A 14,165-nucleotide genomic window follows, 5' to 3' on the forward strand; every position below is an offset into this window, starting at 1 on the left:
ATTCATGGTAATAGTGAAAGAGGAGCTCTTGCTTTGTCCCTTATCCCCTGGCTACTAGCTACTCACTGCTTTTTATGAAGATCATTGTTGGCATGTCAGGCGGCGTTGACAGCTCCGTGGCTGCCCTCCTCCTCAAGGAGAAGGGATACGAGGTCACGGGAGTGACGCTGAGGACATTTTCAGGCTGTCGGAATCCTGAGGATACCTGCGCCGACCAGGGGAGCATTGTCGCCGCGACAGGGGTCGCCCATAAGCTCGGCATAGCGCACAGGGTTGTGGATGTGCAGAACGCATTTAAAAAATTCGTGATTGATTATTTTTGCAGCGCGTACTCCTCCGGACGGACGCCAAACCCCTGCGTGGCATGCAATGAGTCGGTAAAATTCACCTCGCTGCTGCAATGCGCCGATGAGCTCGGGGCGGAGAAGATCGCCACGGGCCACTACGCGAGGGTGAGGGAGGATCACGGGCGCGCGCTGCTCGTGCGTGGGATTGATGAGCGCAAGGATCAGGCATATTTTCTTTCACGCCTCACGCAACCGGTTTTGAAACGGACCGTCTTCCCCCTCGGGGAGCATAGGAAAATCGGGGTGAGGAATTTTGCCCGTGAGCATGGCCTGGCGGCGCACGAGCGGCCTGAGAGCCAGGAAATCTGTTTTATCCCGGGCGACGATTACCGCGCGTTTCTCAAGGAGATGCGCGGCACGCGGATTGCCGGAGGCGATATACTTGACAGGGAAGGGAAGGTGGTGGGTAAACACCAGGGAGTTGAGTTCTACACGGTGGGGCAGCGGGGCGGATTGTCCCTGAACTCAAAGACACCGCGGTATGTGACCTCGATGGACCCCGTCAGACGCACCGTCACCGTGGGCGGCATTAACGATCTCATCAAAAACGAGATGCGAGTCTCGGGTGTCAACTGGATTGCATGGGATGCGCCCGGGGGCCCGTTTCACGCGCTGGTCAAAATCCGCTATAATCATCCGGGCGTCATGAGCACGGTGCAGCCGCAGCCTGGTGGAGGAGCGCTCGTTGTTTTTGATTCACCGCAGAAAGCCGTCACGCCCGGCCAGGCGGCTGTTTTTTACAGTGGCGATGTCGTTATCGGAGGGGGATGGATAGATTAAATCCCAAACCTGCCATCCGGCAGGCAAGTCACAAACTTGCCCCGTGAAGCGGGGTCCCAAATCCCAAAAAAGGAGAAAAAATGGATGGCTGCATATTCTGTAAAGTTGCATGTAAAGAGATAAAGAGCACAATCGTCCACGAGGATGATGAAATTGTAGTGTTCAAAGATATCGAGCCCCAGGCGCCGGTGCATCTGCTCATCATCCCCAGGAGGCATATCGGCGGGCTCACGGAACTGGGGCCGGGGGACGAGCAATTGATCGGGAAGATCATCGCCCTCTCGAAACAGCTTGCCGAGCGCTTTTCCTTTTCCCAGTGCGGATTCCGCCTCGTGGTTAATTCGGGGCCCGACGCGGGCCAGGCGGTAGATCATCTCCATTTCCACCTGCTCGGCGGCAGAAAATTCAGCTGGCCGCCAGGGTGATAAAGTTATCCACAGCCTTAGCCGACACTTACTAATGGGAGCACATTATTCTTTACACTTTTTTCCATGGTCATTGCGATCCCGCAAAGCGGGAGAAGCAATCTCCTGCTGCTCAATGAGTTAGGATTGCTTCGTCGCTGCGCTCCTCGCAATGACATGTCAAGTATTTAATGCTCCCCGTAATAAGTGTCGGCTGCAAGGGGTGCGCTACAGAGGTGGGGATAGGAAATGCATGCGGAGAGACTTGAGGAGAAAGTGGGCAATTTTCTGAAAGCCCATGACCTCACGCTTGCTCTAGCTGAATCCTGTACCGGCGGCCTGGTCGGGCACACGATTACGCAGGTCGCCGGGAGTTCTGATTACTTTCTGGGCGGCGTCATCGCCTACAGCAACCGCGCCAAGGTTGAGCTCCTCGGCGTCAAGAGAGCAACGCTGAACAGATGCGGCGCGGCGAGCAGCGAAACCGCTGCGGAGATGGCCGAGGGTGCTCAAAGGATTTTTGGCGCTGATTGCGCATTGTCCACGACGGGTATCGCGGGGCCCACGGGCGGCAGCGACGCCAAGCCGGTCGGCCTTGTGTATATCGGGATGGCAATGAGGGGCAGAACTGTAACCGCAAGACACCTGTTCAGCGGGACGCGACACAAGATCAAAACGCAGGCATCCAGGGCTGCGCTCGCAATGCTATGCGCATATATTAAAAGTAACTGCTCAGGAGCCGGAATTCAGGAGTCAGGAGCCAGGAGTTAGAATAAGGACGCCGGCGGCGACCTCTGAGGACTTGGGCTACGGCGATGTTTCCGAGTTAATGCAGTTACTCGAAGAGGTCAGCAAGCTCCTGGAAGCTTATGCGCGATCCATTCTGGATTCTGGCTCCTGGCTTCTGACTACCTGAGTAGTTACCTTAAAACATGTACTTTCAACCTTAGGCCTTAAACTTCTGGCTATTTTTAGATGAGCATACGATCCTTCATCGCGATAGAGCTCGGAGACAAGGAGAAGCGGTCTCTTGAGCTTATTCAAAATAAGCTGAAACGTGAGCTGCCCGCCGTGAGGTGGGTCAAGCCGCATACGATCCATCTCACGCTCAAATTCCTCGGCTACATAGAGGAGAGCCGGATAGCCGGGATTAAGGAGATAGTTGACACTGCCGCTAAGAATTGCAGGCCTTTCCGGATACTGCTGAGCGGCATCGGAGCCTTCCCGAATGCCAGAAATCCACGAGTGGTCTGGATTGGAGTCCGGGAAGAGAGCGGAACGCTGAAAAAATTTGCAGAAGCGCTTGACAGGCTTCTCTCCGGGATAGGCATTGAACCCGAAGACCGCGCCTTCAGCCCGCACCTCACGCTCGGAAGGGTGAAGGAGCGGGGGGGCAGGGATATTTTTAGCGGCGTGTTAACTCTGTTTAAAGATCAAGAAGCCGGCGAGATGGGGGTAGATAGAATCTCCCTCATGCGCAGCGATCTCACGCCACAGGGACCTATCTACAGCACGCTGCATCTGGCTGAATTGCATTGAGTTCCTACCTATTTACAGGTCTGCATTGTTGATCCAACGGCACGTTACCGCGTGCTCACCGCTTACCGGCATACTCTCGCGCGATCGATCCGTGAAAAATAATGGAATAAAAGTCAATGTCACTTCGTCTATTATAGTGAAGAGCTGAAGAATCTTTATAGCGGGTGAACGCGATGTGTTATAATGTGGGGCATTTGACGGCAAAGCGAACCATATGAACGCCTATCAGCTCAGGGAGGAGGTGCGCAATGGCGCAAAAAGATGATGTAAAGGAAGTAAAACTGGACGAGGGTAAGGCTAAAGCGCTTGAGGTCGCCGTATCGCAGATTGAGAAGCAGTTCGGCCAGGGCGCCATTATGAAGCTCGGCAGTCAGGCAGCCAAGGTGAGTGTGCCCACCATTTCGACAGGCGCCCTCACCCTTGATATCGCGCTGGGGATAGGTGGAGTGCCCCGGGGAAGGGTCATAGAAATTTTCGGGCCTGAATCTTCCGGGAAAACGACACTCGCCATGAGTATTGTCGCAAATGCCCAGCGGGCGGGCGGCACCGCTGCGTTCATTGACGCCGAACACGCCTTCGATGCGGCATACGGGCAGAGGATCGGGATCAACCTGGATAATCTCCTCATCTCGCAACCTGACTGCGGCGAAGACGCCCTCAATATCGCCGAGGTGCTCGTGCGCAGCAATGCGGTTGACGTGGTCGTGGTTGATACCGTCGCCGCGCTTGTCCCGAAGGCTGAGATTGAGGGGGACATAGGAGATTCACACGTCGGTCTCCAGGCAAGGCTCATGTCCCAGGCGCTGCGCAAGCTCACGGCCAGCATCAATCGCTCTAAAACGTGCTGCATTTTTATAAACCAGATCAGGGAAAAGATCGGCGTGATGTTCGGGAACCCCGAGACGACCCCCGGGGGGCGGGCGCTCAAGTTCTACTCATCAGTGCGATTGGACCTCCGAAGGATTGAGAGCTTCAAAAACAGCCAGGGGGTTGTTATGGGAAACCGCGTCAGGGCAAAGGTCGTGAAAAACAAGCTGGCGCCCCCGTTCCGCACCGCCGAGTTCGAGATCTTCTTCGATGAGGGCATTTCACGGGAGGGAACAATCCTCGATGTCGCGATCGAGCACGGGATCGTGGAGAAGAAAGGGGCCTGGCTCGCCTTTGGGGGGGAGCATATAGGACAGGGTCGTGAGGCCGCCCGACTGGCGCTGAAGGGGAACCCGAAACTCGCCAAGGAGATCACCCAGGAGATAAAGAAGAAGTTAGACCTTAAATGAAGAGATACGTACTGTTGCTCACACTGATGGTAGTCTGCGCGTCAGCGTTGATTGTGTTTATTTCAGACTATCAGGCCCTCGTGAAAAAGAGCAAGGGGCGGCGTGGGTTCGCCGGGGAGGCTGCCGAGAGGTCAATCGAAGATATCGTCGAGGCGGTCGGTCCCTCAGTGGTCGCGATCAATACCAGGGAGAGGAGGCTCGTACGCCCCCGCGGCGGGGACCCGCTCCTGCGCTATTTCGGGGACGATTCGGATCTGCTCGCTGAATCTGAGGGGATAGGCTCCGGCGTCATATTCGATCCAGATGGTTATGTCCTGACGAATGGCCACGTCGTGGGGCGCGCGCAGGAAATTCAGGTGACTCTGGCTGATGGACGGCGGGTTGAAGCGACACTCTGCGCGATAGACCAGGAACGCGATCTGGCGTTAATCAAGTTGGCCGAGGGCGGCCTCCACGCTGCCGAGTTCGGGGACTCTGAAAACCTCAGGGTGGGGCAGTGGGTCATCGCGTTTGGCAATCCTTTCGGAACGGCGTCGAGGAACGCCCAGCCCTCGGTGACGAGTGGTGTGATCAGCGCGCTTCAGAGGAACCTGAAAGTCGGGCATGGGCTTATTTACCGTGATCTCATTCAAACTGATGCCGCGATCAACAGCGGCAATAACGGCGGGCCGCTCGTAGACCTGAGCGGCAGGGTGATAGGGTTAAACACATTGATCCTCACCTCTTCGGGCGCCTCGACCGGTTTAGGATTCGCAATACCCATTGATTCCATTAAAGAGAGGCTGGATGAGCTGAAGCGGCAGTGCCTGAAAAGACAAGGCGTCAGGGGTGCCACGAGGTGAGGAAACGGTCGCTTTTGAAGGGGAAGGGCGCGTCTGGCAATCGCGCGGAGGATGCATCCGGCGGTTACTCCAAGGCCATGAGTGCTGCCTTGAGGCTCCTCTCCTTCCGGCCGCGCACAGAGCAGGAGCTGGCGAGCCGCTTATATGCAAAGGGCTTTGCTCAGGATCTGATCGCACGGGTGTGCGAGAGATTGAAAGCGCTGGCCTATATTGATGACCGCCAGTTTGCCATATCCTGGATCAAGGCCTTCTCCGGTCCCAGGTGCCGAAATGCCTGGGTGTTGAAGCGGGAGCTCAAGAAGAAGGGAATTGTTCCCGAGCTCGCTGATGAGGTCGTCAAAGATAATTTTAAAAAGGAGGAAGTTTTTAAGGCCGCCTGCGAGCTCGCGCGGCAGAGGATGAGCAAAGCGGCCTCACGCGAGGCCGATAGGGTGAAAACACGGGTACAAAACCTGCTCCTCCGCAGGGGGTTCGACTACGATTTTATCCGGGAGGTCATTGCCGGAGCGATCGACACAAAGGAAGAATAGAAACCGCGGATGAGGCGGATTGGACGGATTATTGTTGGAGCTCGTTGTGTCTCAATCCGCATAATCCTCGCAGAGTTTTTATATGGAATCGAGTGAAATACGGCAGCAATTTATCGACTACTTTTGCAATCTTGGCCACCGCCATGTGCCGAGCGCCCCGCTCATCCCGGCTGACGACCCCACGCTCCTTTTCACAAATGCGGGGATGAACCAATTCAAGGATGTTTTCCTGGGCACCGGCACGAGGGATTATCCGCGCGCGGTAAATTCACAGAAGTGCATGCGTGTTTCCGGCAAGCACAATGACCTCGATGATGTCGGGAGGGATACCTACCACCACACGTTTTTCGAGATGCTCGGAAACTGGTCTTTCGGCGATTACTACAAGCGCGAGGCGATTGAGTGGGCCTGGAATCTTCTCACGGCAAAATGGAAGATATCGCCTGAGCGACTCTGGGCAACGGTTTTCACGGGCGACGATGAGGCTGCCCGCATCTGGCCTGAGGTCAGCGGGATCAGTCCCGAGCGCGTACTCCGCTTCGCTGAAGATGAGAATTTCTGGGAGATGGCTGAGACCGGTCCCTGCGGCCCTTGCTCTGAGATCCATATCGATATGGGGGAAAAACATTGTCTCCGGAGGGGAGAGCCGGGACACCGCTGCGTGGTAAACGGCAATTGCGGCAGATACATGGAGATATGGAATCTCGTGTTCATTCAATACAACAAGGATGAGCAGGGCGCCCTTCAGCCATTGCCGAAAAGGCATGTTGATACCGGCATGGGCTTTGAGCGCCTGGTGGCGGTTCTGCAGGGGGTGGACTCGAATTACGCGACCGATCTGTTTGTTCCGATTTTGGCTGCGCTGGAGGAGGCAGCCGGTGAGCGGTTCGCGCCCGACAGCCCGCACGCGACCCCCTTCCGGGTGATTGCGGACCATCTGCGCGGCCTGAGTTTTGCCATCGCCGACGGCGCCCTCCCCTCGAATGAAGGGCGCGGCTATGTCCTCCGTATGCTCCTGAGGCGCGCGGTTCGCTACGGACGCACGCTCGGGATCGAGGAACCGTTCCTCTACAGGATGGTGCCCGTGGTGGCGTCAATCATGGGGAACGCGTACCCGGAACTGGTACAGCATCGAGAACATGTGAGCAGGGTGATACTTTCCGAGGAGGAGAGGTTTCATAACACGCTCAGCTTCGGCCTCGAGTTGCTCTCTGAGATAATCAAGAACGCGAAAACGAATGGCCAGAAGGCCCTTGCCGGGAAAGATGTCTTCAAGCTCTACGACACCTACGGTTTCCCGGTCGACCTCACGGGCATGATCGCGAGGGAGGAAGGCCTCTCGATTGACGAAAAGACTTTCAAGGAACTCATGGAGGGCCAGAGAGAGAGAGCCCGGGTGACATGGAAAGCCGCTCCCGCCGGCAGGACAGCCGCGGTGTATAGAGAGATCTTGGAACGCGGCGGCGGGACGGAGTTTTGCGGATACGAGAGGCTCTCGGTTGAAGCGACGATTACGGCGCTTCTCAAGCAGGGAAGGGAGGTGGACAACCTCGCGGAAGGGGAGGAGGGCGAGCTCGTCCTCGACAGGACGCCATTCTATGCTGAGGCGGGCGGGCAGGTTGGCGATGAGGGGCGGATCTGCAGCGATACGGCTACCGCCCTGGTCTTCGGTACCCAGTCCCCCCTCCCTGGCCTCGTCGTCCACCGGGTGAAGATGATCAACGGTGGGGTGCGGGGGGGGGAGCGGGTGAAGGCCGAGGTGAACGAGGGGAAAAGGCTGGAGACCGCGAGAAATCACACCGCGACGCATCTTCTCCAGAATGCCCTCAAACAGGTACTGGGTGAGCACATCAAGCAGTCGGGCTCCCTCGTGGCGCCGGGCCGGCTGCGGTTTGACTTCACCCACTTTACGGCGATGTCTCCGAGAGAGATCGAACGGGTGGAGGAGATTGTCAACAAGCGGATCCGTGAAAACGCGCGGGTTGGGGTATATGAAATGCTATTCGAGGAAGTTCGCACGAAGGATATCATTGCGATCTTCGGGGAAAGGTACGGTGACAGGGTTCGCGTCATCGATATCGGGGAATACAGCAGGGAGCTCTGCGGGGGGACGCACGTCAATGCGGTCGGGCAGATCGGGCTGTTCACAATACTCGGTGAGGCCTCCGTCGCTGCGGGGGTGCGGCGCATTGAGGCCCTGAGTGGCGAGGCGGCGTTCCACCTGTTGAGGAAGCGGGAGCGCCAGATCGCGGAGCTCGCAGAGATGCTCAAGGTTGAATCAGACAAGGTCGTGGAGAGGGTGGATGCGCTCCGTGGAGAGTGCAAAAGTCTCAAGAAACGAGCCGGCCGTGAGCACGAGAAGGAAGCGATCGGTGACGTCTCAGAACTCATTCGCGAGGCGATGGACGTGGGGGGGATTCAGGTAGTTGCCGCCGAGCTCAAAGGGCTCCAGGTCGATGGTCTGAGAAACGCCGGGGATCGGATCAGGCAAAAGCTTGGGTCTGGAGTAATTCTCCTCGGGGCACGCCATGACAACAACGCGCACCTTATCTGCATGGTGAGCGAAGACCTGGTTAAAAAGGGCCTCCACGCCGGCGCGATTGTGAAGGATATTGCCAAAGTCATAGGGGGAAGCGGCGGCGGGCGGCCTCAGATTGCCCAGGCGGGTGGGCCCCGGGCAGACAAGCTAGTTGAGGCCCTTCAGGAGGCCCGCGACGTCATCGGGAAGATGATAAAAAAATAGTCGCAGGAAGCTTTTCCACAGTATGAGCGCATTTGAAAAAAAGGTGGCCCTGATCATTGAGCAGGTGAGGCGGGGGGGGGACCGCGCGCTCGTCCGCTTCACCAGGGACTACGACCGCGTGCGCATCCGGCAAGGCGGGATCCGTGTCACCAGGGGGGAAATTGCGGCTGCCCTCAAGGAAACGGGCGCCGGTTTTACGCGATTCGTGAGGAGGATGGGCAGGAATGTTTCGTCCTATCACAGGAAGCAGGTGTCAGCCGCCAGATTTTTCAAGAACGTTCATGGAGCCCAGGTCGGCTGGCTCTATCGTCCCGTCGAGAAAGTGGGTGTGTATCTCCCTGCGGGGAGTGCCCCACTGGTGTCCACGGCCCTGATGACCATTGTGCCGGCGAAGGTAGCGGGCGTTCGTGAGATCGTCGTCGCAACGCCCCCCGGTAAGAACGGGAGGATCAATCCGTTCCTCCTTGCCGCCTGCCACGAGCTGGGCGCGAATTGTATCGTCGGCATTGGCGGGGCCCAGGCGATCGCGGCGATGGCATTCGGGACGCGGAGCGTCCCCAGGGTTGATATGATTGTCGGCCCTGGCAATAGGTATGTCACCGAGGCAAAGCGCCAGCTCTACGGGAAGGTGGGAATTGATATGACTGCGGGGCCGAGCGAGGTGGCGATTATCGCTGACTGCACCGCTCATCCGTCATTCATTGCCGCCGATCTTCTGGCGCAGGCGGAGCACGACCCTCTGAGTACCGCCGTTCTCTTAACGCCCTCCGTGCGGCTCCTGCGCCGGGTGAGGAGAGAGATTCAGAATCAGTTGCAGTCGCTCGAAAGAAAAGAGATACTCTCTAAGGCGATGGCGCGCGGCCTCAAACTTATTAAATGCCGCAGCCTCGGCGATGCGGTGGCAAGGGTCAACCTGATGGCTCCTGAGCATCTCGAGATCATTGTCCGCGATCCCGGGGAGATTCTCATGGGGATCCGTCATGCGGGAGCCATCTTCGTGGGGGCATACAGCCCCACCGTGTTGGGTGATTATGTCGCGGGGCCGAGCCATGTGCTCCCCACGGGCGGGACGGCCAGGTATTTTTCTGTGCTCTCGATTGATACTTTTTTGAAGCGCGTGAGCGTGGTGAGATATGGCAGGGCTTCGCTCAGAAAGGCCTCTCGGTCGGCAGAGCGCCTGGCCATGCTGGAGGGACTCGGTGCACACGCGAGGTCCATCCGGCTGAGATTGGAAAAGAAATAGTAAGGACGCGATACGCGCCTCAGTATTGACAGGGATATCATGCAAAAGAAAATTTCCTTACTATTTCAGCGCGCTCAAGGGAAAGAGATGAGCCCCATTCGCAAAAACATAGCGCGGATGGAGGGGTATAAGCCGGGCGAGCAGCCGTCTACCACGGATTACATCAAGCTCAATACGAACGAGAATCCCTATCCGCCCTCGCCGCGCGTCCAAAAGGCGCTGGTCGCCGAGATTGAGCGGCTCCGCCTCTATCCGGATCCGATGGCGACCAGGCTGCGGGAGAGAATCGCCGAACTCCATCAGGTACCGCTGGAAAATATTCTCGTGGGGAATGGCTCTGATGAACTTCTGACAATCGTGATCCGGACATTTACCGACAGGGGCGATCTTGTGGCGAGTCCCTCACCAACGTACACACTTTACAAGACATTGTGTGAGATACAGGGGGCGCGGTACGTCCCCGTTGAATACCGGGATGACTACTCGCTGAACGAGAATCTGATCCCCTCACGGGCGAAGATTGTTTTCGTCGCCAACCCCAACTCCCCTTCCGGGACGCTCCTGCCGGAGGAAACCCTTGCCAAAATCGCGGCCACTATCTCCGGCGTCCTCGTCATTGATGAGGCGTATGTGGATTTCTCCAGGAAGAACTGCCTGGGTCTCTTGAAGAACCACACAAATGTGATCATCCTGCGCACCCTCTCGAAGTCATTCTCACTCGCGGGGCTGAGGATTGGCTATGCGCTCGCCGATAAGGATATCATCGCAAATTTCATCAAAGTCAAAGATTCATACAATGTGAGCCGGCTGGCGATCGCGGGCGGCCTCGCGGCACTGAGCGACCTCGAATGGATGAGGGCGAATATCCGGAAAATAATCGGCACCAGGAGGCGACTCATATGGGGGCTTGAAGAGCTCGGCTTCTCTGTGTACCCCTCGGAAGCCAATTTTGTGCTCGCGAGGCTCGACGCCTTCCCGGCCGACCAGCTATACCGGCAACTCAAGAGAAAGAAAATTCTCGTGCGCTATTACGACACCCCGTGCTTAAGAAACTGCCTGAGGATCAGCGTGGGGACAGACCGCGAAATAAAGCAGCTCGTCATTCATATTGCGGAGATCATGGGCTGGAGGAGCAGGAGTTAACTACGGCTCAAAGTTGAAGGTGTAAAGTTTAAAGTAGGTTAACGATACACTCATGACGAATGGGGGCATGAGATGGCAGCCAGAAAAGTAACGGTCAACAGGAAAACCCGCGAGACGGATATCCGGATGCAGGTCAATCTCGACGGGACGGGAGCCTCGCGCATCTGCACGGGGATCGGCATCTTCGATCACATGCTCGAGCTCTTTTCAAAACACTCACGCATAGACATGGTTCTCACTGCGCGGGGAGACCTCCGGGTCGATGCGCACCATACCGTGGAGGATATAGGAATCTGCCTGGGCGAGGGGATCAAGAAAGCCCTCGGCCGCAAGGAGGGCATTGCCCGATACGGGTTCTGCAATCTCCCGATGGATGAGGCACTGGCCTCGATAGCGATTGACCTGAGCGGGCGTTCCTACCTCCGGTACGAGGCAAAGCTGGGGAGGAGGAAGATCGGGGGTTTTGATCTCCAGCTCATCGAGGAGTTTTTTCAGTCCTTCGTGAACCATGCCGGCCTCACCCTGCACATCGAGATGCTCAGCGGCAGGAATCCCCACCACATCATAGAGGCGATTTTTAAGGGTGTGGCGAGGGCAATGGCAATGGCGATCAGCAGGAGCGGAAAGAAGAGGGGGATCCCCTCGACCAAAGGCGCGCTGTAGCGCACGAGAGGGGAAAGGCCATGCCCAGGGTTCTGATCCTCGACTACGGGATGGGGAATCTCCACAGCGTCCGGAAGGCGTTTGAGGTATGCGGCTGCACGGCTGCCCTCTCGCACAGCGCCGGGGAAATACAGACGTGCGATGCGCTGGTGGTCCCCGGCGTGGGTTCTTTCGGCGATTGTGTGTTAAACCTGAGTCGCCTGGGACTGAGAGAAGCGCTCGCGAACTATATACAATCAGGGAAACCGTATCTCGGCCTCTGCCTGGGCCTCCAGATCCTTTTCTCGTCGAGCGAAGAATCTCCAGGAATTCAGGGGCTGGATGTGTTTCATGGGCGGGTGAGAAGGTTCACTCACGAACTTAAAATCCCGCACATGGGGTGGAACACCCTGACCTTTATACCGGCCCGCGCGGGGGATCGTTCACGCAGCCAACCATCCGTCGGCGCGGATGCGGAGTGCCCGTTGTTCAGGGGGATTGAGGATGGCGCGTACGTCTACTTCGTTCACTCGTATTACCCCGAAATCATTGAACGCGGGATCATCGCTGCGACAACTGACTATGGCGTGACATTTGCGTCGGCGGTGTGGCGGGGCGCTCTCATGGCTACACAGTTTCACCCCGAAAAGAGCCAGCGCGTCGGCCTGGCGATGATCAGGAACTTTATCGAGTTTGTGGAGTCAAAAGAGTAAAGCAATCTGCATTGACGGTGAGTTGGTTGCAACAACTGGTTGTGTATGCTTATCATTCCGGCAATTGATATAAAGAACGGCAAATGCGTGAGGCTCTACCAGGGGAGAGAGGATCGAGAAACTGTCTATGGAGACGATCCCGGCGCCATGGCGGTCCGCTGGCAGCAGGGCGGAGCTCAGTACCTCCATGTGGTCGACCTCGATGGGGCGTTCAAGGGCGCGCCCCAGAACCTGCGGACGGTCAAGGAGTTACTTGAGCGGGTGACCATTCCCGTGGAATTTGGGGGTGGCCTGAGAGATATCGGGGCAATCAGGCAGGTGTTCAAGATGGGGGTTGATAGGGTGGTTCTCGGCACGGCCGCGATCCGAGACAGGGATTTCCTCAGGGCGGCGGTGAAGGAGTACGGGCGGCAGATTTTTGTGGGGCTCGACATAAAAGAGGGGCGCCTCGCCATCGAGGGATGGACAAGGATCGCTGGAGTGAGCCCGCGCCGGATACTTCCCGAACTTCAGGAAATCGGAGTGGGGGGGGTGGTGTGCACCGATGTGCTGACTGACGGGGCCATGTCCGGTCCGAATTTCAAAGTTCTGGATGAGATACTGGCCTCGTGCCCCATCAGCGTCATCGCCTCAGGCGGGGTGAGCTCGGTTGAGCACGTGAGGCGGCTCAGGGCCCTGCGTGGAGGCACGCTCTTTGGCGTGATTATCGGGAGAGCGCTCTACTCGGGAGACATCGAGTTGCGCGAGGCATTTGATGCGGCGGCTGACCGGGGCGAGCCCGAGAGGAGCGCGCCGCCATGCTAGCCAAGAGGATCATCCCCTGCCTCGACGTCAAAGAGGGCAGGGTCGTCAAGGGGGTCAATTTCGTTCGGCTGCGCGATGCCGGCGACCCCGCCGAGGCAGCTCAGGCGTATGACGCGGCGGGAGCCGATGAGCTCGTGTTCCTTGATATCACCGCGTCTCACGAAAAGAGGCCGACGCTCATTGATGTGGTGCGGCGCACGGCGGACCTCATCTTCCTGCCGCTCACCGTAGGGGGCGGCATCGACGACCTTGACGGTATCCGCGCGCTGCTTCTGGCGGGGGCCGATAAGGTATCCATAAATACCGCTGCGGTGGACGATCCCGGCTTCATCAGCCGCGCGGCAAAATCTTTTGGTTCGCAGTGTATCGTGCTCGCGATTGACGCGCGGAGGAGCGCGGACAGCTGGGAGGTGTACACGCACGGCGGGAGAGAGGCGACGGGAATGGATGCGATCCTCTGGGCGCGACGCGGCGCCGAGTGCGGCGCTGGAGAGATCCTCCTCACGAGCATGGATGCCGATGGCACGGAAAACGGATACGATCTCGATCTGACACGGCGGGTCGCGGAGAGTGTCCATGTGCCGGTAATCGCGTCAGGAGGCGCCGGGACCCTTGAACACCTACATGCCGCGCTCACCGCGGGAAAAGCGGACGCGGCCCTCGCGGCATCGATTTTCCATTTTGGCAAGTATTCAGTTGGGGAGGCCAAGCGCTACCTGAAGGGGAAAGGGATCGAGGTGCGTGTATGAAGATAGTGCAGGAGCTTACGTTCGATGAGCGAGGGCTCATTACCGCCATCATCCAGGACGTCCGAACGAACGAGGTCCTGATGGTGGCGCATATGAATAGGGATGCCCTCATGAAAACGGTGGAATCAGGCATGACCCATTTCTGGAGCCGGTCGAGAAAGAAATTATGGTTGAAGGGTGAATCCTCGGGGCACGTCCAGAGCGTCCGCGGGATCTTTGTCGACTGCGATGGGGACGCGCTGCTCATCAAGGTTGATCAAAAGGGAGGAGCCTGCCACACGGGATATCGCTCCTGTTTCTATCGCAAGCTCGCCGCGGGAGATGCCGGGTTTGAGATAGTGGGAGAAAAAGTATTCGAGCCTGATAAGGTGTATAAATAGCACCGGAGAGCGCACGTGAGTGCCATCAC

General features: G+C 57.6%; 15 protein-coding genes. All 15 read left to right on the forward strand.

The features are described from left to right. The first annotated feature begins 74 nt into the window (after positions 1-74). The 15 genes from mnmA to hisI all read left to right on the forward strand — a co-directional run bounded on the left by mnmA (position 75) and on the right by hisI (position 14,136). The gene (gene mnmA, locus NTX71_05520) at positions 75-1,127 is read left to right on the forward strand and encodes a tRNA 2-thiouridine(34) synthase MnmA (protein MCX6339361.1); all 1,053 of its coding nucleotides are present in this window, start codon (positions 75-77) and stop codon (positions 1,125-1,127) included. Between the two features lie 80 nt (positions 1,128-1,207). Next, positions 1,208-1,552, forward strand: coding sequence for a histidine triad nucleotide-binding protein (locus NTX71_05525; GenBank protein MCX6339362.1), 345 nt, complete (start codon positions 1,208-1,210; stop codon positions 1,550-1,552). A 228-nt stretch (positions 1,553-1,780) separates the two neighbouring features. After that, positions 1,781-2,302 (forward strand): CinA family protein, encoded by a 522-nt coding sequence (locus tag NTX71_05530; protein ID MCX6339363.1) that lies wholly within the window; start codon positions 1,781-1,783, stop codon positions 2,300-2,302. Between the two features lie 204 nt (positions 2,303-2,506). Continuing rightward, positions 2,507-3,070, forward strand: coding sequence for an RNA 2',3'-cyclic phosphodiesterase (gene thpR, locus NTX71_05535; GenBank protein ID MCX6339364.1), 564 nt, complete (start codon positions 2,507-2,509; stop codon positions 3,068-3,070). A gap of 248 nt (positions 3,071-3,318) precedes the next feature. Further along, positions 3,319-4,347: a recombinase RecA gene (gene recA / locus NTX71_05540; protein ID MCX6339365.1), complete on the forward strand. Its 1,029-nt coding sequence runs from the start codon at positions 3,319-3,321 to the stop codon at positions 4,345-4,347. Further along, positions 4,344-5,189 carry a trypsin-like peptidase domain-containing protein gene (locus tag NTX71_05545; GenBank protein MCX6339366.1) on the forward strand — a complete coding sequence of 282 codons (846 nt, stop codon included), beginning with the start codon at positions 4,344-4,346 and terminating at the stop codon, positions 5,187-5,189. Before recA ends, NTX71_05545 begins: the two co-directional genes overlap by 4 nt. Continuing rightward, the gene (locus tag NTX71_05550) at positions 5,186-5,719 is read left to right on the forward strand and encodes a RecX family transcriptional regulator (protein ID MCX6339367.1); all 534 of its coding nucleotides are present in this window, start codon (positions 5,186-5,188) and stop codon (positions 5,717-5,719) included. Before NTX71_05545 ends, NTX71_05550 begins: the two co-directional genes overlap by 4 nt. Positions 5,720-5,801: 82 nt before the next feature. Further along, positions 5,802-8,462 (forward strand): alanine--tRNA ligase, encoded by a 2,661-nt coding sequence (gene alaS, locus NTX71_05555; GenBank protein ID MCX6339368.1) that lies wholly within the window; start codon positions 5,802-5,804, stop codon positions 8,460-8,462. A 22-nt stretch (positions 8,463-8,484) separates the two neighbouring features. After that, positions 8,485-9,705 (forward strand): histidinol dehydrogenase, encoded by a 1,221-nt coding sequence (hisD, locus tag NTX71_05560; GenBank protein MCX6339369.1) that lies wholly within the window; start codon positions 8,485-8,487, stop codon positions 9,703-9,705. Positions 9,706-9,744: 39 nt separating this feature from the next. After that, complete coding sequence (hisC, locus tag NTX71_05565; protein MCX6339370.1) at positions 9,745-10,848, forward strand: histidinol-phosphate transaminase; 1,104 nt, start codon at positions 9,745-9,747, stop codon at positions 10,846-10,848. 72 nt (positions 10,849-10,920) lie between these two features. Beyond that, positions 10,921-11,511, forward strand: coding sequence for an imidazoleglycerol-phosphate dehydratase HisB (gene hisB / locus NTX71_05570; GenBank protein MCX6339371.1), 591 nt, complete (start codon positions 10,921-10,923; stop codon positions 11,509-11,511). Between the two features lie 20 nt (positions 11,512-11,531). Next, on the forward strand, positions 11,532-12,203 hold the full coding sequence (gene hisH, locus NTX71_05575; GenBank protein ID MCX6339372.1) for an imidazole glycerol phosphate synthase subunit HisH: 672 nt from the start codon (positions 11,532-11,534) through the stop codon (positions 12,201-12,203). 45 nt (positions 12,204-12,248) lie between these two features. Continuing rightward, positions 12,249-13,007: a 1-(5-phosphoribosyl)-5-[(5-phosphoribosylamino)methylideneamino]imidazole-4-carboxamide isomerase gene (gene hisA / locus NTX71_05580; GenBank protein ID MCX6339373.1), complete on the forward strand. Its 759-nt coding sequence runs from the start codon at positions 12,249-12,251 to the stop codon at positions 13,005-13,007. Beyond that, the gene (gene hisF / locus NTX71_05585; GenBank protein MCX6339374.1) at positions 13,001-13,756 is read left to right on the forward strand and encodes an imidazole glycerol phosphate synthase subunit HisF; all 756 of its coding nucleotides are present in this window, start codon (positions 13,001-13,003) and stop codon (positions 13,754-13,756) included. The genes hisA and hisF overlap by 7 nt, the downstream gene beginning before the upstream one ends. Beyond that, the gene (gene hisI, locus NTX71_05590) at positions 13,753-14,136 is read left to right on the forward strand and encodes a phosphoribosyl-AMP cyclohydrolase (protein MCX6339375.1); all 384 of its coding nucleotides are present in this window, start codon (positions 13,753-13,755) and stop codon (positions 14,134-14,136) included. Before hisF ends, hisI begins: the two co-directional genes overlap by 4 nt. Positions 14,137-14,165 lie beyond the last annotated feature (29 nt).

Source organism: Candidatus Auribacterota bacterium (genome assembly GCA_026392035.1).
In the GTDB taxonomy this organism is placed as follows: Bacteria; Auribacterota; Tritonobacteria; order UBA1439; family UBA1439; genus JAPLCX01.